The 26,190-nt window shown below is 45.8% G+C and carries 16 protein-coding genes; 13 read left to right on the forward strand and 3 right to left on the reverse strand.

What is annotated here, in order from left to right; all coding sequences use genetic code 11:
- The first annotated feature begins 2 nt into the window (after nucleotides 1–2).
- Nucleotides 3–3,116: an efflux RND transporter permease subunit gene (locus BHV83_RS00865; protein WP_122114960.1), complete on the forward strand. Its 3,114-nt coding sequence runs from the start codon at nucleotides 3–5 to the stop codon at nucleotides 3,114–3,116.
- Nucleotides 3,117–3,144: 28 nt separating this feature from the next.
- On the forward strand, nucleotides 3,145–4,419 hold the full coding sequence (locus BHV83_RS00870) for a TolC family protein (protein WP_048928020.1): 1,275 nt from the start codon (nucleotides 3,145–3,147) through the stop codon (nucleotides 4,417–4,419).
- Nucleotides 4,420–4,593: 174 nt separating this feature from the next.
- Here BHV83_RS00870 and BHV83_RS00875 read toward each other — a convergent pair whose 3' ends face one another.
- Nucleotides 4,594–4,857, reverse strand: a complete 264-nt coding sequence (locus tag BHV83_RS00875; protein WP_008774097.1) for a hypothetical protein — start codon at nucleotides 4,855–4,857, stop codon at nucleotides 4,594–4,596.
- An 87-nt stretch (nucleotides 4,858–4,944) separates the two neighbouring features.
- Between BHV83_RS00875 and BHV83_RS00880 the strand changes: the two genes are divergently transcribed.
- Together BHV83_RS00880 and BHV83_RS00885 are read left to right on the forward strand one after the other, a co-directional pair.
- A complete protein-coding gene (locus BHV83_RS00880; RefSeq protein WP_195205451.1) occupies nucleotides 4,945–5,721 on the forward strand; it encodes an EFR1 family ferrodoxin in 777 nt (258 codons plus the stop codon).
- A 20-nt stretch (nucleotides 5,722–5,741) separates the two neighbouring features.
- Nucleotides 5,742–6,725, forward strand: a complete 984-nt coding sequence (locus BHV83_RS00885; protein ID WP_195205452.1) for a TlpA disulfide reductase family protein — start codon at nucleotides 5,742–5,744, stop codon at nucleotides 6,723–6,725.
- A gap of 101 nt (nucleotides 6,726–6,826) precedes the next feature.
- Here BHV83_RS00885 and BHV83_RS00890 read toward each other — a convergent pair whose 3' ends face one another.
- Together BHV83_RS00890 and BHV83_RS00895 are read right to left on the reverse strand one after the other, a co-directional pair.
- Nucleotides 6,827–10,165 (reverse strand): glycoside hydrolase family 2 TIM barrel-domain containing protein, encoded by a 3,339-nt coding sequence (locus BHV83_RS00890; protein WP_502687952.1) that lies wholly within the window; start codon nucleotides 10,163–10,165, stop codon nucleotides 6,827–6,829.
- A 111-nt stretch (nucleotides 10,166–10,276) separates the two neighbouring features.
- The gene (locus BHV83_RS00895) at nucleotides 10,277–10,831 is read right to left on the reverse strand and encodes a DUF3332 domain-containing protein (RefSeq protein ID WP_005865883.1); all 555 of its coding nucleotides are present in this window, start codon (nucleotides 10,829–10,831) and stop codon (nucleotides 10,277–10,279) included.
- A 519-nt stretch (nucleotides 10,832–11,350) separates the two neighbouring features.
- On the opposite strand from BHV83_RS00895, the gene BHV83_RS00900 reads away from it, so the two are divergent.
- The 9 genes from BHV83_RS00900 to BHV83_RS00940 all read left to right on the forward strand — a co-directional run bounded on the left by BHV83_RS00900 (nucleotide 11,351) and on the right by BHV83_RS00940 (nucleotide 26,085).
- Nucleotides 11,351–14,440: a SusC/RagA family TonB-linked outer membrane protein gene (locus tag BHV83_RS00900; protein ID WP_005865885.1), complete on the forward strand. Its 3,090-nt coding sequence runs from the start codon at nucleotides 11,351–11,353 to the stop codon at nucleotides 14,438–14,440.
- Between the two features lie 30 nt (nucleotides 14,441–14,470).
- On the forward strand, nucleotides 14,471–16,078 hold the full coding sequence (locus tag BHV83_RS00905; protein ID WP_286755437.1) for a RagB/SusD family nutrient uptake outer membrane protein: 1,608 nt from the start codon (nucleotides 14,471–14,473) through the stop codon (nucleotides 16,076–16,078).
- A 123-nt stretch (nucleotides 16,079–16,201) separates the two neighbouring features.
- Entirely contained in the window at nucleotides 16,202–17,167 is a 966-nt protein-coding gene (locus BHV83_RS00910; protein WP_057326373.1) for an alpha/beta hydrolase, read from the forward strand.
- 38 nt (nucleotides 17,168–17,205) lie between these two features.
- Nucleotides 17,206–19,155 (forward strand): ABC-F family ATP-binding cassette domain-containing protein, encoded by a 1,950-nt coding sequence (locus BHV83_RS00915; RefSeq protein ID WP_057326374.1) that lies wholly within the window; start codon nucleotides 17,206–17,208, stop codon nucleotides 19,153–19,155.
- Between the two features lie 584 nt (nucleotides 19,156–19,739).
- The gene (nagA, locus tag BHV83_RS00920) at nucleotides 19,740–20,906 is read left to right on the forward strand and encodes an N-acetylglucosamine-6-phosphate deacetylase (RefSeq protein WP_036617327.1); all 1,167 of its coding nucleotides are present in this window, start codon (nucleotides 19,740–19,742) and stop codon (nucleotides 20,904–20,906) included.
- Nucleotides 20,907–20,918: 12 nt separating this feature from the next.
- On the forward strand, nucleotides 20,919–22,085 hold the full coding sequence (gene nagA, locus BHV83_RS00925; RefSeq protein ID WP_057319954.1) for an N-acetylglucosamine-6-phosphate deacetylase: 1,167 nt from the start codon (nucleotides 20,919–20,921) through the stop codon (nucleotides 22,083–22,085).
- 183 nt (nucleotides 22,086–22,268) lie between these two features.
- On the forward strand, nucleotides 22,269–24,254 hold the full coding sequence (locus BHV83_RS00930; RefSeq protein ID WP_005865897.1) for a glucosamine-6-phosphate deaminase: 1,986 nt from the start codon (nucleotides 22,269–22,271) through the stop codon (nucleotides 24,252–24,254).
- Between the two features lie 158 nt (nucleotides 24,255–24,412).
- Nucleotides 24,413–24,979: an RNA polymerase sigma-70 factor gene (locus BHV83_RS00935; protein ID WP_008778039.1), complete on the forward strand. Its 567-nt coding sequence runs from the start codon at nucleotides 24,413–24,415 to the stop codon at nucleotides 24,977–24,979.
- A 65-nt stretch (nucleotides 24,980–25,044) separates the two neighbouring features.
- Nucleotides 25,045–26,085 carry a FecR family protein gene (locus BHV83_RS00940; protein WP_005865901.1) on the forward strand — a complete coding sequence of 347 codons (1,041 nt, stop codon included), beginning with the start codon at nucleotides 25,045–25,047 and terminating at the stop codon, nucleotides 26,083–26,085.
- The last annotated feature ends 105 nt before the right edge of the window (nucleotides 26,086–26,190 follow it).

The following is a 26,190-nucleotide window of genomic DNA, read 5'->3' on the forward strand; positions in this document are numbered from 1 at the left end:
TTATGAAAAGGATTATTTACTTGGCGATACATCGGCGAGGACTGATGTTCGTGTTATTTCTGTTCTTAGCGATCGTTGGTTATTATTCTTGGACGCGGTTGGCGATAGATGCTTATCCGGATATCGCCGATACCACCGTGCAAGTCGTGACGCAAGTTCCCGGATTGGCCGCCGAGGAGATCGAGCAACAAATCAGTATTCCGATCGAGCGGGCTATGAATGGTCTGCCGGGACTAAACGTAATGCGTAGCAAGAATACGTTTGGTTTATCTACGGTCGTATTGGTTTTTGATGATGGTATTGAGGATTATTGGGCCCGGCAACGTGTACAAGAGCGGTTGGTAGACGTGGAGCTTCCTTATAATGCGGTTCCCGGCTTAAATCCTTTGACTTCGCCGACGGGAGAGATCTTTCGTTATGTGGTGGAAAGTGACCGTTTAGACTTGAGGGAGTTGACCGATTTGCATAAATGGGTAATTATTCCGAGACTGAAACAGGTTACGGGTGTAGCGGATGTAAGTAATTACGGCGGTATCACTACCCAATATCAGATCGAGGTGAACCCTTATAAGATGGAGCAATACGACATTACCTTAGGGGATATTACGGAAAAGATAGAGAAGAATAACGTGAACGCCGGTGGTAGTATGTTAAGCCGGGGGGATTTGAGTTATGTGATCCGTGGAATCGGTCTGGTTAAGGACTTGGAAGACTTGGGACATATCGTGATCAAGACCGTGAATGGTGTCCCGGTCTACTTGAATGATATCGGTAAACTGAAATACGGAAACTTGGAGCGTAAGGGCGTTTTAGGTTTTACGGACGATACCCGTGATTACTCCGATGGCGTGGAAGGTATCGTGCAAATGCTTAGGGGGGAGAATCCGTCCCGGGTGTTGGATGATGTGCATAAGGCGGTAGACGAACTAAATAACGAGACACTTCCCGAGGGAACCCGTATCCATCCGTTTATGGATCGTACGGATTTGGTTAATACGACCTTGCATACTGTATCGCATACGTTGTTCGAGGGTATGGTACTGGTTGTCTTAGTACTGATCTTATTCTTGGGGAGTTGGCGTGGCGCTTTGTTGGTGGCCTTAACCATTCCCTTGTCTCTATTGATTGCCTTTATCTTGATGCATGTTACGAATATTCCTGCGAACCTACTTTCCCTAGGCGCTATAGACTTCGGTATTTTGGTAGACGGAGCGATCGTGATGATGGAGACGGTCTTGAAGAAAAGGGAACGGCATCCGGATGAGGTATTGACGGAAGATTCGATCTTGCGCCGTACGACTGAGGTGGCTCGCCCGATCTTTTTCTCTACATTAATTATTATAACGGCCTATCTTCCTTTGTTCGCTTTTGAGCATATTGAGAAGAAATTGTTTACGCCGATGGCTTATACCGTAGGGTATGCTTTGCTGGGCGCTTTGTGCGTGGCCTTGTTCTTGATTCCGGGATTGGCCTTTTATGCGTATCGTAAGCCGGGAAAGATTTACCATAATCGTTGGTTGGAGAAACTTTCCACGGCTTATCATTCACAAATTGCCCGATTGATGGAGAAGCCAAGACGGGTTATTGTACCGTTACTGGCGATATTGCTGGGAGCGGGGATTTTAAGTTATACCGTAGGAAAAGACTTCTTGCCTCCGTTGGATGAGGGGGCGATCTGGATACAGGTACAGCTTCCTCCGGGTATTTCCATTGAGAAATCTAAGGAGATGGGGGCGGAGCTTCGGAAGACTTTGAAAGAGTTTAAGGAAGTCTCATATGTAATGACCCAAGTAGGTCGCGATGATGAGGGGGCGGAAGCGTTCTCACTCTCCCATGTGGAGTGTGGCGTGGGATTGAAGCCCTATAGTACATGGGAGTTCGGTAAGACGAAAGCGGATTTGATCGAGGAGATGGCAGCTAAGTTGGAGACTATGCCCGGCTACTCGGTCGGTTTTTCACAGCCGATCATCGATATGGTGATGGATCAGATCGCCGGGGCTCATAGTGATTTGGCGTTGAAGATCTATAGCGATGATATTACGGAAAGTCGCCATATCGCAGATCAAGTCGCTAATGTGTTGAAGGAAATACCGGGTGCTGCCGACGTAGCGGTAGATCAAGAGCCTCCGTTGCCGCAATTGCAGATTATCGCGGATCGTGCCCGTATCGCCCAGTATGGCTTGAACGTGTCGGATGTGGCCGATTTGATTGAGTTAGCGATCGGTGGAGCTTCTATTTCCCAGATATTTGTCGGAAGTAAAAGTTATGACGTGATTTGTCGTTTCGATGACGCTAGCCGCAATTCTCCCGAACGTATCGGTAATCTATTGCTGACTACCGGTTCCGGTACGAAGATTCCTCTTTCGCAAGTAGCGGAGATTAAGATGACAACCGGTGCCAGTACGATTACCCGTGAGATGAATAAGCGGCACTTGACGGTACGGGTTAATTTACGTGGCGTGGACTTGACAGCGTTCTTGAATAAGGCGAATGCGTTGATTGATAAAGAGGTGAAATACGATCATGATTCCGTGCATTTGAAATGGGCCGGACAGTTCGAGAACCAGCATCGTGCGTATGCCCGTTTGGGGGCTGTGGTTCCTTTGGCGTTGGGACTGATGCTGCTTCTGTTGTTTGCGGCTTGCGGTAAATTCCGGCAGGCGGCTTTGATGATGAGTGTCGTTCCCTTGGCTTTGTTTGGTGGTATGTTGGCGTTGAATGTGCGGGGAATGACATTGAATGTTTCCTCGGCGGTTGGTTTTATTGCCTTGGTCGGTGTCGCTATCCAAAATGGCGTGATCATGATTTCCCATATCAATAACTTACGTACAAGGGAACGAGATTTGAAAGATGCGGTGATAACGGGAACTAAGCACCGTTTCCGTCCGATCTTGATGACGGCTACGGTTGCGGTCTTGGGATTGCTTCCTGCCTCTGTTAGTACAGGTATCGGTTCGGACGTGCAGCGTCCCTTGGCTACGGTAATCGTTTACGGGCTTTTATTTGCTACGGTAATCACGCTTTATGTACTTCCCGCTTTATACTACATGATCGAGAAACATTATGAGGGGAAGGATTTGATGCCGGTATCGGAGGAAAAAGAGCTGCACGCTTAATCCGGAGGTGGAATTAAAAAGATATACTATGTTTAGATTAGAAGATATGAAGAAATATATAATCCTGTCATTACTCTGCGGATGCTTATCCGTGAATGCCCAGACCATGGTTCCGCTTACGTATCGGCAATATATGGAGCGGGTTGCGGAAGGCAACCTTGAGTATGCGTCGGAGAAATTGAATGTGCCGGCCGCTAAGGCTGAGGTAACGGCGGCAAAGGTGTTTAACGATCCGAATCTTTCCGTGTCTTATTTCAATAATGAGAATAATTCCTTGCAAATGGGAGAAGGTGTTGAAGTAGAACTGAGCAAAACTTTCTCTTTTGGAAAACGGGGTGCGAATATCTCATTGGCACGTAGCGAGAGTGAGTTGACCGAGGCTTTGTTGGCCGATTATTTCCGGAATCTCCGGGCAGACGCTACGATTGCTTATATGGAAGCCTTGAAGCAACATGAGTTGTATAAAGTAAAGGAGAATGCCTATGAGAATATCCGGACATTGGCGGAGAGCGACAGTATCCGTTTCTCATTGGGGCAAATCCGTGAGGTGGATGCTACGCAGAGCCGGGTAGAGGCCGGGGTCTTACGAAATGAGTTGTTGCAAGCCGGAGCGGAATTAAAGAATGCTTTCTCGAACTTAAACTTCTTGACGGGGACTTTCAGTACGGATACTTTATTTCACCCAGAGGCTGAGTTACGTACGGAGCCTCGGGATTTTATCCTTGCCGACTTAATCACGGCGGCAAGCGAGGGGCGTACGGATTTGGTAGCCGCCTTAAAAAACAAGGAAGTGGCCGCTAGAGCCTTGAAAGTAGCTCGCCGGGAGCGGAATATGGATGTGGATTTGTCTATCGCCGTAAGCCGTAACGCCCGGGTTTATAATGAGGAAGCCCCGGCACCTCCTTTTACCGGAGTGACGGCAGGTATCGCTGTTCCTTTGAAATTCTCTAATTTCAATAAGGGAACGGTTCGTGCCGCTCGTTATCGGGAGCAACAGGCGGAAGCGCAATATAAGCAGGCTCTTTTGCAAGTACAGACGGAGGTGATGCAGGCATATCGTAATTATCAATCTTTCGCCGAGCAAGTTAATCATTATGAGGATGGGCTTTTAAGGCAAGCCCGTGAGGTGATGGATGGCAAGATTTACAGCTATAATAGGGGGGAAGTCTCTTTGTTGGAAGTCTTGGACGCCCAGCGTACTTACGATGAGGTACAAGCTCAGTATATCGAGACGCTGTTTAATTACAGCTCAGCCTTGGTCGAATTAGAACGTTCGGCGGGTATTTGGGATATTGAGATTTGATTTGTGCTATAATTCAGAAAAGTAAAACAAGGGATAAATTGTAAGACGCTTACATTTCTATCCCTTGTTATTTTATCTGAATAAATCCATCAGTTTATCCGGTAATTGCCTAGTATCGAATATCTGATATTTCAGTAAATGATTCTTCTGCATGTTTAGACCATTGGATTTCTTTTACCATGAAGCCAACTTTTTTTGTAGTTTTTTCTTCAGCGCTTTTTGCGTACAATAATCCCCATTGTTGAAATCTACTTCAGATTCAGCTATCTTACAAGTTAATTCAGCCTCGTCTGGTGCCCAAGGATAAAGACTCTCCTTTTGCTTGGCAAGGCATAGACGTTTTATATAGGTCTCCACTTTCGATAATCTTTCCTCATCCATGCCTTTTATCAAGTCATAGAGATATTCTTTCCGTAAATTTAATTCCATCGTTGTCATAAGATTTGTTTTTTAGGTTTCTTAAACTAGACAAAGATAGCGTATATATTTGGATATTATGTATTTTTGCATCTAAAAAATGAGCGCATGATATTCTACTTTACAGGGACAGGAAACTCCCGTTGGGTTGCGGAAGCGTTAGGAACGGCTTTCGATGAGCCGTTGGTTTCCATTGCCGATGCGTTGAATGAGGGTAAGGATGAGAATGTTTATCCATTGAGGGAGAGGGAGAAAGTGTTTTTTGTGTTTCCTGTCCATTCTTGGGGGCCGGCTGTATTGGTGTCCCGTTTTATTTCCCGGTTGATCCTGTCTGGATATAAAGGGCAAGAGGTTTATTTCGTCTGTACTTGTGGTGATGATTGTGGATATACGGATCGGATCATGCGGAGCACCTTGGCGAGACGGGGAATTACCTTAACCGGAGGATTCTCTCTACAAATGCCGAACAATTATATCTTAATGCCCGGCTTCGACGTGGATAGTAAGGAGGTAGAGACTGAAAAACTGAAAAAAGCACCGGAACGTGTAGACGAGATCGTAGAGGCGATCCGGCAGAAGAAAAATCCCTCTTTGTATTGTGCGGGAAGTGCCCCTCTTTTGAAGAGCTATATGGTCTATCCGTTATTTACTCACTTTGCGATAGGCAGCAACCGATTTTATGCTACGGATACCTGTATCTCTTGCGGTATCTGTGCGAAGGTCTGTCCGACCGGTACGATTTCCCTGTCGGGTGACGGAAAACCGGAATGGGCTGATACTTGCGTTCAGTGCGTTGCCTGTATTCATCGTTGTCCGGTGCGTGCGATAGAATATGGGACGATCTCGTTGAAAAAGGGACGTTATCATCACCCAGAGTTTAAGTAATCAATAAATAGAATAGAGAAATGAAGCAATTTTGTATGATGGCGCTTGTCGGCCTTTTGGTGGTTGGTTGCCAAGAAGTTCCAAAAGGATATGTTATCAATGGTGAGGTAGAGAATATGCCCGACGGTAAAATTTACTTGAAGTCATTCCGTAATAAAATGTTCTTTGATGTGGATACGGCAGAGGTAAAAGACGGGAAATTCACCTTTAAGGGTGCGGTAGATCAGCCTTTACTATTCGGTTTGGCAACCGAGAGCATGAACTATCCGGTTCAACTTTTCTTGGAGAATACGGATATGAATGTCAAGATCGGGAATGACGGGGAGACCATCACCGTACGGAACTCGCCGGTGAATGATGTCTTTCAAGAAAATGCGGAGAAGGTATTTGAGGAAGGGTATGATATTGACAGTTTGATCTCGAAATATCCGGATTCTCCGGCGGCGGCGTTCTATCTATATCGTTATTTTACCTACCAATTATCTTTGGATGATTTGAAGGCGGCTCGTGCGAAGATTTCCCCGGCATTGGCGAATAGTCCTTATGTGAAGGACTTGGACGGTATTATCAAGCAATTAGAACACGTACAGATCGGACAAGTCGCTCCGGAGTTCTCCTTGCCGGATACTGCCGGGGTTTCTGTGTCTTTGTCGGACTTTAGGGGAAAATATGTGTTATTGGATTTTTGGGCCTCTTGGTGTCCCCCGTGTCGCAAGGAAAACCCTAACGTGGTAAATGCCTTCCAGCAATATAAGGATAAGAACTTTACGATCGTAGGTATATCCTTGGACAAGGATAAGGCTAAATGGCAGAAAGCGATCGCTGACGATCATCTGACTTGGGCTCACGTTTCCGACTTGAAATATTGGGATTCTGAGATCCCTGCTCTTTATGGGGTACGGGGTATTCCGGCAAATGTGTTATTGGATCCGAATGGGGTGATCATCGCCAAGAATATCACTGGAGAAGACTTACAGAATACCTTGAAGGAAGTGATTAAATAAGGATACGTTACTGCAAAGCCGTTGCAGTAGTATAAACAAAGGGAGTGTATTGGATTAAGCCTAATACACTCCCTTTTTTATGGATAAGTTATGACTTTTCTTTATTTAAGCGGAATAAGGGTAAAGCCCCAGTTGTATTCCCGGTTTGCGGGTAATGTATAAGCTGGTTCCGGACGTGAACCCCAGCTATCATAACCTGCTACACCTTGTTGTTTCAAGTCGACGCAAACCTCAACGAAGTCGCAAGGCGTGATATCGTTGATATGATGCTGGCGACGTAATACGTTCTTTGCTGCGGCTTCATCATGATTCGCTACTTGCTCTGGTGTGAAATTACTCCATTGACGGGATAGGCCAGTCGCTTCCTCGTCATCGAAATCCTCTATGGAATTACGCAAAGCGTTAAATCCAATCGTATTATCCGCTTGGATCAACAAGCCTTTCTTGCCGGTACTAAGTGATACCCAACGAGTGTCGGTATGATGACCGTTTTCCTGCGGGCGTACATATGGGAAATATAATTCCTCGGCTGTAGATTTATATAAGCCGACCATACTACCGGCGTTTCTATCCAAGTAGTTCTCAGCAGGTCCTCGTCCGAAATATTCCACTTGATTCATGCTTGCCGGTAAGCGGAAGCGAACACCGATACGGGGAACATTCAATTTGGAAGCCTCTTTACGGGCGGCGTCACGTCCCGGAGTGAAAGTTGCCGTGCGAGTAGATTCCGATACCTCGGTTTGGGCGGCATCCATATCCGTGGATGTGAAACGGGCGGCCACATTTACAGCTCCGCTTGGATAGATCGTATAATTAACAATGTATAGATTTCCTGCCGGCAATAAATAGTTCACGTTAACCACGGCGTTATTGCCATCCATAGTGACGGTAGCGTCTGTTACGTTGAAGTTCTTGCTGCTTTCCTTCCATACTTGTAAGCGTTTTGGCATACCATTTCCGTAATCGTTATCGGTCGGCGCACGCCAGAAGTTCGGTTGGATACCAAAACCCTCGCTGAAATATTCCGTACCATCCACTTTATAAGAAGTAACGATTCCTGTCTTCTTGTTAAACATGAAGTTTACCTTTGAGGAGGATGCCGATAAGTTATCTCCATTTGTCGAAACCGTTAATTTAGGGCCGCTGGTCTTAAACGCCTTCTTGGGGCTTTCGATCGGTAAGCGGAATTGATCACAAGCGATTTCGTGTCCGATAGGGATTAACGGCTCTTTTTCTACGGTCGTTACGTTGAAGTTTACGAAATATTCCGTACCGGCTTGTGGCTTTAAGTTGCCTATGGGAACCGTAAATTCCTTAGAAGCTTGGGGTTCTATGTCCAAAGAGACTTTACCGGAGCGTACAACTTTATTATTGGCTGTTACGCTATAGTGGACCATATATTTCTTTAGGTTCGTGAAATAAAAACGGTTCGTGACGCGGAATAAACCGTTCGCTAAATCAATCGCCTCAAACCCGATATTTTGATGGGCGTATTTAACCTCTGCCATAGCGGGATGCGGGGTACGATCCGGGTTTACTATACCGTTGCAAAGGAAGTTTCCGTCACTAGGGGCGTTTACTCCATAGTCACCACCATAGGTATAATATTCACGTCCATTCTTATCTTTTTCCAAGATACCTTGATCCACCCAGTCCCAGATGAATCCGCCTTGCAGGTTCGGGTATTTATAGATAGCTTTCCATTGATCCCATAAGTTACCGGAAGAGTTTCCCATCGCATGTGAATACTCCGAAGGAGCTACCGGACGATCACTACCCTTACGCCCGATTTCCTCTAGCCATTCAGCGCTCGGGTATTGAGGTACGTACATATCCGTATTCCATTCCCAAAGGGCACGTTCGTAGTTCACCGGACGATTCATGCTATTTATTTCCTTGTCTTTCAGGTATAAATAAGTCTGATAGAAGTTGTATCCGTTTCCAGCCTCGTTTCCGAGTGACCAGAAAGTAACGCTCGGATAATTCTTGTTTCGTTCGTACATATTCATCGTACGGTCCATATGCGGGATCAGCCATTCCGGATTATTACCCAAAGTGCCGCCTTTTTTCAGACTGTAATACATACCGTGAGACTCGATATTCGCCTCATCGTAAACATACAATCCGTATTCGTCGCAAAGTTCATAGAATTTACGGTCTTGCGGATAGTGGCATAGGCGGACAGCGTTGATATTGTTTTGCTTCATCAGCTCGAAATCCTTACGCATGAGTTCCTCGGTTACGTAATGTCCGGTTTCCGGGTTATGCTCATGGATATTGACTCCCTTGAACTTCACCGGTTGTCCGTTGAATAATAAGACCGTATAAGGTTTTCCGTTTTCCGCTACTTGGTCGATTTGCTTCATCTCGAACCGGCGGAAACCAACGTTGAATGGAACTACCTCGATTACCTTACCCTCTTCTTTTATCGTCATCAATAATTTGTATAGATTCGGATGCTCGGCGCTCCAAGGGGCTACGTTCTTTAAATCATACTCGAAAGATGCTGTTTGAGGACTTGCGGGACTTACCCATATATCATTAGCCTCGGAGGTCACAAGATTACCTTTTGCGTCCAAAAGCTCATATCCGACATTTAAGTTTTTTGTTTCTTGGGTATGATTCTTTAAGTCTACCGCCAGTTTGAAGATTCCGTTCGTATACGTATCGTCCAAGGTTGAGACGACACGGAAATCTTGAATACTGGCCTTGGGTTGAGACCAAAGGAATACGTCACGTTCGATACCGCTCATTCTCCAGAAATCCTGACATTCCAAATAAGAACCGGTGCTCCAACGGAATATCTTTAATGTAAGCACATTCTTTCCGGGTTGCAGGTATTTATTGATCAGGAACTCGGCGGGATTTTTGGAATCCTCGCTATAACCCACTTCTTTCCCGTTTAAATATACGTAAAGGCCGGATTTAGCTCCGCCGATGTGTAAATAAATATCCCGGTTATCCCAACTTGCGGGTATCTCGATGTCTCTGCGGTATACGCCAACCGGATTCGCTTCCGGCAATAACGGAGGTTGGGGATTTCTTGGTTTAAACTCGTAACCATGATTCGTATAAATGGCTACGCCATGTCCTTGTACTTCCCAGTTTCCGGGAACGGTTATATCATCCCATGAGGAGGTATTAACGGAAGGATCTGTGATATTTTGAGGAAGATCTTTGTAAGAGTCGACAAAGAAAAATTTCCAAGTACCGTTTAATAGGGAATAGTACGGGCTTTTCTCAAATCGAGAGGTGAGGGCGGTTTCTCGGTCCGCATAACTCATGAAGGAGCTTCTGGGTTTTTCCTTGTTTACGGCTACGACTTGAATGTCTTGCCAATAAGGTTTTACGGGTTGGGGTGAAGAACCGTCCGCATAAGCCATTCCGGAAATAAGGCAACCTAATGCTCCGGAAAGCATCATTTTTTTGATAGAGTTCATATTCATCGTATTTTATTTAGATTAGCACTGGGGAATTGAAAATTGAGAATTGAGAATTGAAAATTACGTAGAGTCACTTCTAATTTTCAATTCTCAATTCTCAATTTTCAATTATTTAGCTGCATAGTAAGAATATCCGTTAGCTACTTGCTGGAATGCTAAAACCCCAGATTGGCTTAACTCGACATTCATTTCTTTTCCGTCCGGTAGGTACATGACAACTTCGTCATTGCCATTGAATTTTAACAATTTTGTGCTTTCACCGTCAGCCTCTACATTCCAGCTTTGATCTGCTTCGTTGAAAACTAAGTCAAGCGCTTTCTCGTCGCCTTCCTTTTGGATATGGTATCCGTCAACTTTTGTTTCTACGGTATAAACGCCGTCTTTACCATCGATTGTTTTAACGTTACCTACATCTGCTACAGGATTACTTCCGCTCCAAAATTCGATAGAGTTGATCACAAGGACATCAGCCAAAGCGGAAATCTCGTAAACCGGGACAATCCAGAAAGCAATGAACACTAGCTCATTAACAAACTTACTGTCGATGCTTCTATTCCACGTTAAAAGTTTGTTTGTTAAACCAAAAGATCCTATACAGGACGAAAATAGGATACTACTTGCCACCGTAGTCGCTAGTAATAAAGTTAAGCTTTTCTTTTTCATAATTTAATAATTAGTTATTACAAGGGACGAAGATAACAACTTTTTCATGATAAATAGTGGTTATAAAGGAATAAATGGAATAAGTGCCTTAATATTAATCAAGCTTCTATTAAGTACGTAGTTCTGGCGGAACTCCGTTTATTACTAATATACACTAACTTCATGTTTGAATTTCAAACCATATACCTCTTTGATGTCCATAGCTCCATACTAAAAAAGATTATGGTTGGAAAGATTGTTTGTTAAATATTTTAATAATTAGATGGTGTTGTTTTAGATTCGTATGCGAAAAATTAGTCTTTTTTGTTTTATAATTAAAAATAGTGCTATATTTGCTGCGTCTAATGATTATAAGTTCCGCCAGAACGATGAAGAAGTGCTTTCATGGTAGTTAACCGAGGATTTATAATTATACATTAATGATTTAGAAGAGTGAATATTATAAGAAACGAGATCTAAAATAGTATGCCTTAAGTCTTATAATAGTAACAGCTATTTAATAAACAAAAAACGATTCTTATGTTGAAAATTGTAAGACCTGTCAGTTTTGTTCTATTGTCTGCAGCGTTTTGTTCCGGGGGTGTGGTTCATGCTTCTGATCGTGCGGCGATAACTCCGAGGGTAGGTATTTCCCAGCAAGAAGGTAGTTTGAAGGGAACGGTTAGTGACAGTTTTGGCCCTGTGGCCGGAGCGTCAATAGTTGTAAAAGGTACTACGAATGGTACTGTAACCGACATGAATGGTAATTTCGTGTTGGATGTGAAGAAAGGGGATGTGATCCAAGTATCCTTTATCGGTTATCTAACTCAAGAATTCAAATATAATGGAGAGCCTTCCATCAATGTGTCCTTGCAGGAAGATACCCAGAAATTAGATGAGGTGATCGTTGTTGGTTATGGTACGCAACAGAAGGCAAACTTGTCGGGAGCGGTAGCCCAATTGGATAGCAAGGAGTTGACAAGCCGTCCTATCTCCAACGTGTCTTCCGGTCTTCAAGGTATGATGCCGGGTGTAACCGTTACCTCGGGTCAAGGCCGTCCGGGACAGGATGGTAGTACGATCCGTATCCGTGGTGTCGGTACTTTGAACTCTGCCAGCCCATATATCTTGATCGATGGTATCGAGAGTGGCTCCATGAATGATATCGATCCGAATGATATTGAGAGTATTTCTGTATTGAAAGACGCTTCTTCCGCCGCTATTTACGGTTCGAAGGCTTCTAATGGTGTTATCTTGATCACGACAAAACGTGGTAAGACGGGTGCTCCTCGTATTTCTTATAACGGATATGTGGGTGCCTCGAAAGCTACTTCCATGATTGATCGTGTCAGCTCAGCCGATTACGCACGTTTGTGGAATCGTTTCGAGCCAGGACGTTATAGTGACGAGGACATCCGGATGTTTGAGGATGGCTCTGATCCTTACGGACATCCTAATACGGACTGGAATGATGAGGCTTATCGGACAGGTTTGTTGCATAAGCACAATGTTAGTATTACAGGAGGTGCGGAGAACGTGAAGTATATGGCTTCGGCCGGATATTTAGGGCAGACGGGTATCCTTCCTAACTCAGATCGTAAACAGTTTAACGGACGTACGAATCTGGATATGCAGTTGACGAAGAAACTGGCTGTTCGGATGAACATGTCTTTTATCAAGAATGACTTCTCGGATCCGAATGCTAGCTATTATGGTGGTTCTTCCGACCAGATTATCCGTCAATTGAATATTATTAGTCCGATGATTCCTGTCAAGGATAAGGATGGCAAATACGGACAAACTAACGATGGTAACCCTATCGCATGGTTGGATTCCGGGCAGACGGTGGATAATTGTAACCAGAATTTTACGGGGGCACTTTCTGTTGATTATGATATTATTGATGGGCTGAAGGCTACTGTGACGGGTGCCTATGTGAACGAGGACCAACGTCATACGGAGCGAGTTCTGAGCATACCGGATGATCCGGCATCTGCGTCTCGTACCACTTCCTTGGTTGAACGTTTCGTGAATTGGAAACGTTATAATTTCGATGCTTTGCTGAATTACAGCAAGAACTTTGGTCAGCATGGCTTGAAAGTGATGGTAGGTTATCATGCGGAGAAGTATGAGGTTAGCAAGAATCAGATGCAGAGGAATAATTTCCCGAGTAATAGCCTGAATGATATGGATGCCGGTGGGGCTTCTACACAAACAAATGATGGTTTGAGCCGAGAGCTTGCCATGCTTTCCTATTTTGGGCGTATTAATTATGATTTTGCGGGAAAATATTTATTAGAGGCAAACTTCCGTGCGGATGCTTCCTCTCGTTTTGCTCCGGGACATCGTTGGGGATATTTCCCTTCTTTCTCCGGTGCTTGGCGTATCAGCGAGGAGGAGTTTATGGAAAGTACGCATGATTGGTTGAGCAGTTTGAAGATTCGTGCTTCTTGGGGTATGTTAGGTAATCAAGACGCCTTAAATAAATCGAATCCTTGGGAGAACCAATATTATCCTTGGATGCAGACTTATAATTTGGATGGTAATTATCCTATGGGAGGCAACTTGACGACGGGATATTATCAGAAAGCCTATCGTATCGAGGATTTGTCATGGGAGAAATCTACGACTTGGGGTATTGGCTTGGATGCGGTTATTAATCATGTGACTTTCACGTTTGATTACTATGATCGCAAGACTACGGATATCATCATGGAGGTACCGGTCCCGACTGAGTTTGGCTTGGATCCTTATTTCGATAACGTGGGTTCTATGCGTAACCGAGGTGTCGAGGTACAGCTAGGTTATAACAATAAGTGGAATGACTGGTCATTGAATGTGATGGGAAATATGGCCTATAATAAGAACAAGATCGAGGATTTAGGAGGTGTAGACCGTATGACAAATCCTGATGACGGTGATTTGTGGCGTTTTGTTGGAAAGCCAATCGATTCTTACTATGTATATAAGGCTGATGGCTTTTTCCAATCTGACGCAGAGGCACAGCAATGGATGGATACCTATAAAGGAAAAGACGGCTACCCGTTCGGACAGGATTTCCAAGCCGGTGATTTACGTTATGTAGATACGAATGGAGATGGAAAGCTGGATGCGGATGACCGTGTATTGTCTAAGACTATCAATCCAGTTGTTACATTTGGTTTGAACTTGAATGTAGGCTATAAAGCATTTGACTTGACTTTGAACTTCACCGGTGCGGCTAATGTAGGCCGTGCGTTTACGAAAGAAGCGTTTGGTGAGTTCTCGGGTAGTGCCGGACATCCTTCTACTGCATGGCTGGATAGCTGGACACCGGAAAATACCAATGCAAGTATGCCGCGTGTAGCGGAGTCTAGAAAATCTCCGAGTGAGGCTTCTAACGTGATGTCTGATTTCTGGGTAATTAATACCAGTTACCTGCGTCTGAAGACATTGCAATTAGGATATACGCTTCCAAAGAGTGTGCTGAACGCTATCGGTTTGTCGAATGTACGTGTTTATTATTCTGCGGAGAATTTGTTTACGATAGATTCTATGCCATTGAACGTAGACCCGGAGACTGTTAGTTCCCGTTTGTCTAGCTACCCATTAGTGATGACAAATTCTTTTGGCGTAAATGTGACATTCTAATTAGTTAAGACCATTTAAATAGAAGATTTTATGAAACGATTATCAATATATATGTTGGCGGCTGGTATGGCTGCGTTATCTACTTCGTGTTCGGATTTTCTGGATACGGTGCCTAAGGATCAGTTGGCTCCTTCTACCACATGGCAGACAGAGGCGGATGCGAAGGGCTTCATAGTAGGCTGTTATAAGGATTTGCTAGATGGAAATACGTTGCTTTATCTGGATTGTGGCTCAGATATAGGCTATAATAATTTCCCTTGGGAAGGATTCCGCCCGTGGGGGGATGGGTCATTGTCTAGTTCTAATCCTGGGCAGATCCTTTATGATTACAAGTCGATTCGTAAGGCGAATACATTCTTGGAGAATGTAGACAAGGTGACGTTTTCTAGTGACGCTGTAAAAGCTAATTATGTGGCTCAAGCTAAAGCGATCCGTGCTTATAAGTATTTCTTGATGAATTGGTGGTATGGTGGTGTACCTATTATTAGTTCTTATTCAAGTGCGGACGAGGCTAAAGTGGAACGCAATACGGAACAAGAGGTACGCGATTATATAGCTAAGGATTTAGACGAGGCCTTAGCTGGGATCGCGGAGGCTCCGGAGGCTCGTGGCTATATCGCTAAAGGTGCTGTTTTAGCTATCAAGATGCGTGAGGCTTTGTATTATGGTGATTGGCAAAAGGCAAAAGACGCAGCTAAGGCAATCATTGATTTGAAGCAGTATGAGTTGGATCCGGATTATACGAATCTTTTTAAGGTATCGGGAGTGGATTCTAAAGAGATAATCCTAGCGGATCAGAATATTGAGACGTTGGACGGATTGGGAACCATCGGGCAAATGTACAATAATGTAGACCAAGGCTGGTCTTCTATCGTCCCGACCCAGAATTTGGTGGATATGTATGAAATGTCTGATGGATTGACGAAAGAAGAGTCGAAGACTTATGACGCAAAGCATCCGTTTGCGAATCGCGACCCTCGTATGGCCATGACCATTTTATATCCGGGACGTGACTGGAGAGGTGATATCTTGAATACTTTAGATGAGAAACTTCAAGATGGTACTGTCAACAAGAACTTCCCGACTTATACAGATAATGCTTCCAAGAGTGCTTTGACTTGGGCGAAATACTTGGATCCAATGGATCAATATGGAGATGTTTGGAGCTCGGGAGCTTGTCCGATCGTATTCCGTTATGCGGAGGTTCTATTGACGTATGCGGAGGCTGCGAATGAGTTGAGCGGTCCTTCTGATGAGATCTATGGTTATTTGAATCAGATCCGTCAGCGTGTAGGAATGCGGGAAGTGGATAAGGCTAAATATGGGACGAAGGATAAACTTCGTGAATTGATCCGTCGTGAGCGTACGGTAGAGTTGGCCGGCGAAGGCTTGCGTCGTGCGGACATCGTTCGTTGGCAGGAAGATGGAAAGATGCTTGCCGAGAAAGTCCTGAATGGTGATTTGTTACGTGTTACAGGAACGATTAATTATGGGGAGTCTGAGCCTACTAAACGTGCGGAAATCACGGGTACGGCTGTTATTGAGACTCGTCAGTTCTCTTCTCGTAACCGTTACTTGCCGATTCCTCAAACAAGCATGGATAAGAATCCAAACTTGAAACAGAATCCGGGGTATTAGTTTCCTATGAGATGTTAGATAAAAAGGGGGGGGAGGCCGAGAGGTTCTCCCCTTTTTTAGTTACATTTGGCGAATATTGAGATTGTATGTCTCATGTGCTTAAGTATATAAATTGATTCCGTTATGAAAAAGAAACTGATAGTTTTTGCCTGCTTTCTTCTCGTATCCTTGTCTTGTTTGCCGCAGTTGCCTGTACGGTTGAACGAGCGTTCGGTGGTGTTAAATACGTCTACCGGGGCATTAAAAGGGAAGATGGTAACTCCCAATCAGGAGTCCGGTTATCCTGTGGTATTGATTATACCCGGTTCCGGCCCTACGGATATGGACGGGAACTCCGCCGCCTTGCCGGGTAAGAATAACTCCCTTAAATACTTGGCGGAAGGGCTAGCGGGAAAAGGTATCGCTTCCTTGCGGTATGACAAACGGGGTATCGCCTCCAGCGCCTCAGCGGGAAAGGATGAGTATTCCATGCGTTTCGAAGACGGGATCAAGGACGCACGAGGCTGGATCGATTATTTGAGCCGGGATAAACGTATTTCCGGAATCTATGTGTTGGGGCATAGCGAGGGAGCGTTGGTCGGTATGGCGGCTTCGGTGGATAACCTGAAAGTGAAAGGATACATTTCGGTGGCGGGTGCGGGGCGTCCGGCCTATGAGATCGTGGAGGAGCAAATGGAGGGTCAGCCGGAAGTGATCCGGGACATGGTAAAGTCGATAAATGCGTCCTTGAAGGAAGGGAAGCTCGTACCGGACGTGCCGATCGGCTTACAATCCTTGTTCCGTTCGTCGGTACAGCCTTATATGATCTCATGGTATACGTATAATCCGCAGGAAATCATCAAGAAACTAAAAGCCCCGGTGTTGATCTTGCAAGGGGATAAGGATATGCAAGTATCCGTAAAAGACGCCGAGCTGTTGAAGCAAGCCCAGCCTTCGGCGGATTATCATTTGATTGGAAATATGAACCATCTGATGAAGACCTGCGATACGATGGACCAGCAAAAACAGATGGCTACCTATATCGATCCGGCCCTTCCGTTGCATAAGGATGTGCTGATATTAATTGAAAAGTTTGTGAGTAAACCTTGAACTGTTGTATCTTTGCGGTCATAAATTAAAGAGACAGTATGATTTCGGTTGAAGGACTAACAGTTGAGTTTGGCGGTTTTACGCTTTTTGATGACATTTCATTTGTAGTAAACAAGAAGGATCGTATAGCCTTGGTAGGTAAGAACGGTGCGGGTAAATCGACGATGTTGAAGATATTCGCCGGTTTGCAATCACCCACTTCCGGAACTGTTAGCGTACCGAAAGATGTTACGATCGGGTATTTGCCCCAGCACATGCAATTAGTTGATACCCGTACGGTGCGGGAGGAGGCGGAATGCGCTTTCGAGCATATCCATGAGATGGAGGAGGAGATCAACCGCTTGAATACCCAATTGGCGGAGCGTACGGATTATGACTCCGAGAGCTATCAAAAGCTGATCGATCGTGTCACGTACCTATCCGAGCATTTCCAGATGATGGGAGGAAACAACTACCATGCGGAGTTGGAGCGTACATTGGTCGGATTAGGCTTTAGCCGTAGCGATTTCGACCGCCCGACGTCTGAGTTCAGCGGAGGCTGGCGTATGCGTATCGAGCTGGCAAAGCTCTTACTCCGGCAACCGGACGTGTTGTTGCTGGACGAGCCGACGAATCATCTGGATATAGAATCCATCCAATGGCTGGAGAACTTTATCGCTACCCGTGCCAACGCCGTGATCTTAGTCTCGCACGACCGTGCCTTTATTGATAATACGACTTTCCGCACCTTGGAGATCGAATTAGGCAAGGTCTACGATTATAAAGTGAAATATTCGGAGTACGTCGTACTTCGCCAAGAACGCCGTGAGCAGCAGCAGCGCGCTTATGAGAACCAACAAAAGAAATTGGCCGATACCGAGGCGTTTATCGAGCGTTTTCGTTATAAAGCCACGAAGTCCGTACAGGTACAATCCCGCATCAAGCAATTGGAGAAGGTGGAACGTATCGAGGTAGACGATGTGGATACAGCCATGCTGCGGCTGAAATTCCCGCCCGCTCCCCGTTCCGGCTCCTATCCGGTGATTTGTGAGGAGGTGGCGAAGCGTTATGGCGATCATCTGATCTTCGACCATGTGACGCTTACGATCAACCGGGGCGATAAAGTAGCTTTCGTCGGAAAGAACGGCGAGGGTAAATCTACCTTGGTGAAATGTATCATGGGAGAGATTGCCGATTTCACCGGAAAGCTCCAATTAGGTCATAACGTGAAGATCGGTTACTTCGCCCAGAACCAAGCGCAACTATTGAACGAGAATCTTACCGTTTTTGATACGATCGATTACGTAGCGCAAGGAGATATCCGCTTGAAGATACGGGATATCCTAGGCGCTTTCATGTTTGGTGGCGAGGCTTCCGATAAGAAGGTGAAAGTCCTGTCGGGTGGCGAGCGTACCCGTTTGGCGATGATCCGCTTGTTATTGGAACCAGTCAACCTGCTGATTCTCGATGAACCAACGAACCACTTGGATATGCGTTCGAAAGACGTGCTGAAAGATGCCTTGAAAGAATTCGACGGCACGGTGATCGTGGTTTCTCACGACCGTGAGTTCTTGGATGGCCTAGTCGATAAGGTCTATGAGTTCGGTAACCAGAAAGTCGTCGAGCACTTAGGCGGCATCTATAATTTCTTGGAGCATAAGAAAATGGATAGCTTGCGTGAATTGGAACGTTCTACCGGGACGAGCACTTCCACATCCGGTACCGGTGAGGCTCAGGTATCTCAAAACAAGCTCTCCTATGAGGCAAGGAAGGAACTGAGTAAAGCGATTAAGAAAGCGGAGAAAGCAGTTGCCGAGGCCGAGGCCCGTATCTCGGAGCTTGAGAATGGCATTGCCGTTATCGAGGCGAAGCTGGCTACGCCGGAAGGTGCCTCCGACGCTTCTCTCTACGGTGAATATTCTGCCCTAAAAAAAGAACTTTCCGATGCGATGGATCTATGGACCGAACGGACAATGGAGTTGGAAGAGCTGAATACGCAGGATTCATGAAAAGGCTGCTAGTCAGTGAAAGGCTGCTTATCTGATCTTTTTGATCCAAATACTCCTGTTTTCGTGACAAGCGCTTGCCGTTGATGACGCAAAATAGCGGAAGGGAGAGTACGAGAGCTGGCTTTTAAAGGGGAGAATATCCCTTTTCTCATGCGTGATAGGCTGCGTTGGGCTACGCCAGTACTGCCATCGGCCGATGCGTATGCCGCCGTTGGGCATTGTGACTACTCAAGAATAGGGTTATGACTACTCGTGAATAGGCATTCTTACCCTGCTAGAACCCTATTGTAACCCTATAAATGATACCAATCTTTCCCTTTGATATGAATTAGGATGAATTGATTTCGCTAGAATAAAAGGCTCTTTTTGGGTATAGAGTTGGCTATTAGTTGTTTGCTGAAATTTTCTTTCGGATTTGGAGGCGAGCAGTACTTAGGCCCGGAATATTCGGTTCTCCGGAGGTTCGGATTACAAAGTGTCATTTTGATTATTCCTTGAAAATAACCTTTAATAGCTTACTCGTTTTAAAAAGAAAGTCCTTAACTTTGCTATCCAAAGAAACGCGAAAGCTTAAAACTCATATCATGTTAACTCAGATCATTAATGGAAAGATTCTTACCCCGCAAGGCTGGCTGAAAGACGGGTCGGTATTGATCAGCGACAGTAAGATTTTAGAAGTAACAAACTGCGACTTAGCGGTAGTAGGGGCAACCTTGATAGACGCCAAAGGTATGTATATCGTCCCCGGGGGGGTGGAAATTCACGTGCATGGAGGTGGAGGCCGTGATTTTATGGAAGGCACCGAGGACGCTTTCCGTGCGGCAGTAGCCACGCACATGAAACACGGTACGACGAGTATCTTCCCCACCTTATCCTCTTCTACCATCCCGATGATCCGTGCCGCCGCCGAGACCACCGAGAAATTGATGGCCGAGAAAGATAGCCCGGTTCTGGGGCTTCACTTAGAAGGACATTATTTCAATATGAAAATGGCTGGTGGACAAATCCCTGAGAATATCAAGAATCCCGATCCCGAGGAATATATCCCTCTGTTGGAGGAAACGCATTGCATCAAGCGCTGGGACGCCGCTCCGGAACTTCCGGGAGCGATGCAGTTCGGTAAATATATCACCTCGAAAGGCGTACTCGCCTCGGTAGGGCATACCCAAGCCGAGTTTGAGGATATCTTGACCGCTTATGAGGTAGGTTATACCCACGCCACCCATTTCTATAACGCCATGCCGGGCTTCCATAAACGCCGCGAGTATAAGTATGAGGGAACGGTGGAAAGCATCTATCTGCTCGATGATATGACCGTCGAGGTCGTTGCGGATGGTATCCATGTGCCGCCTACGATCCTTCGTCTGGTCTATAAGATAAAAGGTGTGGAACGCACTTGTCTGATCACGGATGCCTTGGCTTGCGCCGCCAGTGATAGCCAAGTCGCTTTCGATCCCCGTGTCATCATCGAGGATGGCGTGTGTAAGTTGGCCGACCGCTCGGCCTTGGCGGGTAGTGTCGCCACGATGGACCGCTTGATCCGTACGATGGTGCAAAAGGCCGAGATTCCCTTGGAGGATGCCGTGCGTATGGCCTCGGAGACTCCCGCCCGTATCATGGGCGTATCCGATCGCAAGGGAACCTTGCAGCGGGGCAAAGACGCCGATATCGTCTTGTTGGACCGTGACTTGAATGTCCGTGCGGTCTGGGCGATGGGTAAGTTGGTTGAAGGTACGAATAAACTATTCTAAACAAGAACGATTATGTTGACACAAATTATAAATGGCCATATCCTTACTCCGCAAGGTTGGATGAAGGATGGTTCCGTATTGATTAGCGATGGGAAGATCTTAGAGGTAACAAATAGCGACTTGGCTGTGATTGGCGCCAAGGTGGTGGATGCGAAAGGCATGTCTATCGTCCCGGGCTTTGTCGCCATGAATATCCATGGCGGTGGGGGCTTCGACTTCTCTGAATGTACGGAAGAGGCTTTTCATGGTGCGGTAGCTGCCCATCAGAAGCATGGGGCCACGACGATATTCCCTACCGTGTTGGCTCCGGAAATTGGGGTGATCGATAAGGCGGTGGCCGTATGCGAGGAGATGATGAGGAAAAAAGACGGCCCTATCTTGGGATTGCATATCGAGGGACCGTATCTGAATCCGAAGATGGCGGCGAGCCTGTTTATCGATAAGGAGAATTCCGCCGACCCGAAAGAATATAAAGAGATATTGGAACGTACGGATTGCATCAAGCGTTGGGATTCCAGCCCGGAGATACCGGGTGCGCTTGAGTTCGCCCAATACTTGAAGTCGAGGGGAATCCTATCCGCTATCTCGCATACGGAAGCGGAGTTTGATGATATTAAGACCGCTTACAATGCCGGTTTCACGCATGCGGCTCATTTCTATAACGCTATGCCCGGTTTCCATAAGCGTCGTGAATATAAGTACGAGGGAACGGTGGAAAGTGTTTTCTTGATGGACGATATGACGGTAGAGGTGATCGCTGACGGGCGTCATTTACCCTCTACGATTCTCCGATTGGTCTATAAGCTGAAAGGAGTGGAACGTACTTGCTTGGTTACGGATGCTCTTTCTTGCGCAGCCAACGAGGGTAAGCCGTTATCCGATCCCCGCATTATCATTGAGGATGGCGTATGCAAGTTGGCGGATCATTCCTCATTGGTGGGAAGTATCGCCACGATGGACGTACTGGTACGTACGATGGTGCAGAAGGCCGATATTCCTTTGGCCGACGCTGTCCGTATGGCTTCCGAGACTCCGGCCCGCCTGATGGGGGTAAGCGATCGCACCGGAACCTTGCAAAGAGGGAAGGACGCGGATATCGTGATCTTGGATCGTAAGTTGAATGTGCGTGCGGTATGGAGCATGGGAAACTTAGTTCCGGAGACAAATACATTGGTCTAAGCTCGTTAATAATATAAGGAAGGGACTGTCTTGGCTGGCCGGGACGGTTCTTTTTTATTTTTAGGCGATATAGATCAAACCTTTCGGCTAATAAATTTGTTCTATCAACGTATGGCGAAATCAGTACTTATTTCATATATTTGTGATTCAAGTAAGATTGTAATACTAAATCAATAATTAAACATGAAAACGAACCTTAGTTCTCAAATTACTCTGACGCGTATACCGTTGCGGTATTATCGCCCGGAAAATGCTTTCGAGCATTCAGTTTTAACTCGTTTGGAAAAGATTCCGACAAACATTTACGAATCGGCCGAGGAAGGTTCTTTCGCTATCGCTAAAGAGATAGCAACACAAATCCGTAAAAAACAAGATATTGGTAAGCCCTTCGTGATCGCTTTACCCGGCGGACGTTCTCCGCTAAGCGTTTACAAGGAGTTGATCCGTATGCATAAAGAGGAGAATTTAAGTTTCCGCAACGTGATTGCTTTCGTGGAATATGAGTTCTATCCATTGGCTAATCCCAGCGCCGGAAATCTGGCTCGCCTAAAAGAGGAGTTATTCGATCAGGTCGATATCGATCCTGCGAATATCTATTGCCCGGACGGAAGCATGCCGAAAGACGCTATCCTAGATTTCTGTCGCCAGTATGAGGAGACGATCCAATCCGTGGGAGGTATCGATTGCATGTTGCTAGGTATCGGTAACTCCAGCAATATCATGTTCAACGTGGGTGGAACGACGATCAGCTCGCGTACCCGTATGGTCTTGTTGGAAGGCGCTTCCCGCAAGGAGGCTGCCCGTACGTTCCCTTCGCAGGAGAATGTCCCGGCAGGTATCATCACGATGGGTATCTCTACGATGATGAACGCCCGCAGCGTGATCTTGATGGCTTGGGGCGAGGATAAGGCTAGCATTGTCGCTAAGACCGTTGAAGGCAAGGTTAGCGATGCCGTTCCTTCCAGCTATTTGCAGAATCATCCGAACGCCAAGGTCGTGATCGATCTTTCAGCCGCTTACGACTTGACTCGTATCAGTCATCCTTGGTTGGTGACTAGCTGCGAGTGGGATAATAAGTTGATCCGCCGTGCGATCGTTTGGTTGTGTCAGTTGACGGACAAACCGATCTTGAAATTGACAAACAAGGATTATAGCGAGCACGGATTGGGTGAGTTGTTAGCCCTGTATGGTTCGGCGTATAATGTAAATATCAAGATATTCAATGATATCCAGCATACGATTACCGGATGGCCGGGTGGTAAACCGAACGCCGACGATTCCAATCGTCCGGAGCGTGCTAACCCGTATCCAAAGAAAGTGATCGTATTCAGTCCGCACCCGGATGATGACGTGATCTCCATGGGCGGTACCTTGCGCCGTTTGTGCGACCAACATCATGATGTGCATGTGGCTTACGAGACTTCCGGTAATATTGCCGTAGGCGACGAGGAGGTAATCCGTTATTGCGAGTATTTGCGTGATGTATGTGAGAAATACTCTCCCGACTCGGCCGTGAAGGATAAAGCGAACGAGATCATCAACTACCTGCGTTACGAGAAGGTGGAGAACGGCGAGCCGGAGAGAAAGGATGTCCTCTTTATGAAAGGAACGATCCGTCGTGAGGAAGCCCGTCACGGTTGCCGCTACTCGGGCGTGAAGGACGATCATGTTCATTTCTTGGATCTTCCGTTCTACGAGACCGGATTAGTGAAAAAGAATGATTTGAGTGAGGCCGACAAGGATATCGTAAAGGCGCTGTTGCTCGAGATCAAGCCGGATCAAATGTTTGTCGCCGGTGACTTGGCTGACCCGCACGGAACTCACAAGGTTTGTCTGGATGCCGTACTGGCCGCTATCGACGAGGTGAAAGACGAGGAATGGATGAAGAACTGCCGTGTATGGATGTATCGCGGCGCATGGGCAGAATGGGAAATGGACCATATCGAGATGGCCGTACCTATCAGTCCGGAGGAGTTGCGCTTCAAACGTAACGCTATCTTGAAGCATCAATCGCAGGCCGAGAGCGCTCCGTATCTGGGTGACGACGAGCGTTTGTTCTGGCAGCGTGCCGAAGATCGCAACCGTGCTACCGCGGAGTTGTATCGTCAATTAGGTTTGGCTTCTTATGAGGCGATCGAGGCGTTTGTACAATATATCCCGTTGAGATAATATCTAGCGATAGAATAATCTGAAAGCCCTATCTGATTAAGTTCGGATAGGGCTTTTTGTTTTTGTGTTATTTTTTTCGTGTGGGCGTAAGTAGATCTGTTTCTATGATCGTATATAGATAAAGGAGAAGCCTTGAATTGTCTAATATAATACAAGAAATGTCCACATTGAGCATGAAAGACTATATTATTAAGAACCATGAGTTAGATAAATTTAAATTATTATATCTGGAGAATGCCCCCAGACTGATCTTTTATGCCTCGAAATATGTGGATAGCGATACGGCGGAAGATTTAGTGCATGATATATTCATCAAGATCTGGCAAAAGAAAGAGATTTATTCCGTGGAAGAAGGCTTGAAGACATACCTATTCCGTTCCGTTCAAAATGCTTGCCTCGATTACCTAAAGCATAAATCAATAGAAATGACTTATGCGGATGAGGTTGCTCGTAGACTAAAGATAGAGGAGATAGGTTATTATAATCAGTCGGATGCGGCGGAGCTGGAGAAAGAGCGTCTGGACTCCGTTTACCGGGAAATAGCCAAGTTACCGGACAGATGCCGAGAGGTTTTTACGTTGGCTTATGTGGACGGGAAGAAATCAGTGGAGATCGCAGGAATGCTAAATATCTCTCAACGTACGGTAGAGGCGCAACTCTATAAAGGATTGAAGATCATACGGAATGTGTTGGCGCTTCTGGCACTGGTTTTATTTTTTAGATGAAAATACGGTAGAATACGTAAGTAAAAAGAGGAAACCGGTCGTATATATTATAAATGAAACAGAAAATGGAATCTAATAATTCGATAGAAGAACTGATCATACGCTATTTGCAGAACGAGATTCAAGAGGATGAACTTCGGGTGTTGGATGCTTGGATTCATGAGAGTGACGCTAATAAAGCCCACTTCTTTGAGCTTAAGGGGCTTTTTGACACTCGGAAAGAAGTGGCGTTCTTGAACCATTATTCCGTGGAGCGTAGTTGGGAGCGAATGGCTGGAAAGCTGGATGCGATCTCTGGCGTATCTGTGAAATCCAAGGTCCTTGGCAAACAGTTCTGGCTTTCATTCTTGAGATATGCGGCGATTATCGTAATCGCTATGGGAGTAGGTGTGGGTATGAATCAATGGATAAGCAATCGTTTATATGCCGGCGATATGGAATATAACGAGATCGTAGTGGAAAAAGGCGGACGTGCGAACACGCTATTGCTATCCGACGGCAGTAAGATCATACTCAATGCCTCCACCCGTTTTAAATACCCCACCTCTTTTAATGGAGATGAGCGTGTGGTTCATCTGGAGGGTGAGGCCTATTTCGAGGTTGCGAAGAATCATTCGAAACCTTTCATCGTAAAACTAAAGAACCAACAAATCACGGTACTCGGAACCTCATTCAATATACAGGCTTTCAACGATGATCGCTTTAGCGTCACCACCTTATTAAGTGGTAGTATCCTGTTGGAATCTTTTGACGCTCAAGGACGGAAAATGAGTAGCATGAAGCTAAAGCCGAATCAACAAGCCCGGTCGGATAACCGGACCGGCTCTATTTTCTTGTCAGAGACAGATGCCTCGATCTCGAACGCTTGGGTAGGAGGGAAATATCGTTTCAAGGATGAGACCTTAGTCTCTATCGTAAAACGTCTGGAGAATTACTATGGGGTAAATATCCGCTTGGCGCATGACAGTCTGCGGAACATCCGCTACACGGGAACCTTCTCTTTGGATCAAGGTATACAAGAGGTGTTGGATATTATTAACTCGGAGAAACAATTCACTTTCATGAAAGACGGAAAAGATATTCTGATATCGGCGAGAAGCAAATAACAAAATAATAGATGTATAACCTTAAACATTGGAATTGCCTATGACAAATACTTGATCACAAAAAAAGAATCGGGACTGACACCACTCACCCCCGATCCTTATTCG

This window comes from Parabacteroides sp. merdae-related_45_40 (genome assembly GCF_001915675.1).

What these genes read in the sequence shown, in the direction of transcription:
- BHV83_RS00865 (WP_122114960.1), top strand. Translation starts at nt 3, where the DNA reads ATGAAAAGGATTATTTACTTGGCGATACATCGGCGAGGACTGATGTTC.
- BHV83_RS00870 (WP_048928020.1), top strand. Translation starts at nt 3,145, where the DNA reads ATGTTTAGATTAGAAGATATGAAGAAATATATAATCCTGTCATTACTC.
- BHV83_RS00875 (WP_008774097.1), bottom strand. Translation starts at nt 4,857, where the DNA reads ATGACAACGATGGAATTAAATTTACGGAAAGAATATCTCTATGACTTG.
- BHV83_RS00880 (WP_195205451.1), top strand. Translation starts at nt 4,945, where the DNA reads ATGATATTCTACTTTACAGGGACAGGAAACTCCCGTTGGGTTGCGGAA.
- BHV83_RS00885 (WP_195205452.1), top strand. Translation starts at nt 5,742, where the DNA reads ATGAAGCAATTTTGTATGATGGCGCTTGTCGGCCTTTTGGTGGTTGGT.
- BHV83_RS00890 (WP_502687952.1), bottom strand. Translation starts at nt 10,165, where the DNA reads ATGAACTCTATCAAAAAAATGATGCTTTCCGGAGCATTAGGTTGCCTT.
- BHV83_RS00895 (WP_005865883.1), bottom strand. Translation starts at nt 10,831, where the DNA reads ATGAAAAAGAAAAGCTTAACTTTATTACTAGCGACTACGGTGGCAAGT.
- BHV83_RS00900 (WP_005865885.1), top strand. Translation starts at nt 11,351, where the DNA reads ATGTTGAAAATTGTAAGACCTGTCAGTTTTGTTCTATTGTCTGCAGCG.
- BHV83_RS00905 (WP_286755437.1), top strand. Translation starts at nt 14,471, where the DNA reads ATGAAACGATTATCAATATATATGTTGGCGGCTGGTATGGCTGCGTTA.
- BHV83_RS00910 (WP_057326373.1), top strand. Translation starts at nt 16,202, where the DNA reads ATGAAAAAGAAACTGATAGTTTTTGCCTGCTTTCTTCTCGTATCCTTG.
- BHV83_RS00915 (WP_057326374.1), top strand. Translation starts at nt 17,206, where the DNA reads ATGATTTCGGTTGAAGGACTAACAGTTGAGTTTGGCGGTTTTACGCTT.
- nagA (WP_036617327.1), top strand. Translation starts at nt 19,740, where the DNA reads ATGTTAACTCAGATCATTAATGGAAAGATTCTTACCCCGCAAGGCTGG.
- nagA (WP_057319954.1), top strand. Translation starts at nt 20,919, where the DNA reads ATGTTGACACAAATTATAAATGGCCATATCCTTACTCCGCAAGGTTGG.
- BHV83_RS00930 (WP_005865897.1), top strand. Translation starts at nt 22,269, where the DNA reads ATGAAAACGAACCTTAGTTCTCAAATTACTCTGACGCGTATACCGTTG.
- BHV83_RS00935 (WP_008778039.1), top strand. Translation starts at nt 24,413, where the DNA reads ATGTCCACATTGAGCATGAAAGACTATATTATTAAGAACCATGAGTTA.
- BHV83_RS00940 (WP_005865901.1), top strand. Translation starts at nt 25,045, where the DNA reads ATGGAATCTAATAATTCGATAGAAGAACTGATCATACGCTATTTGCAG.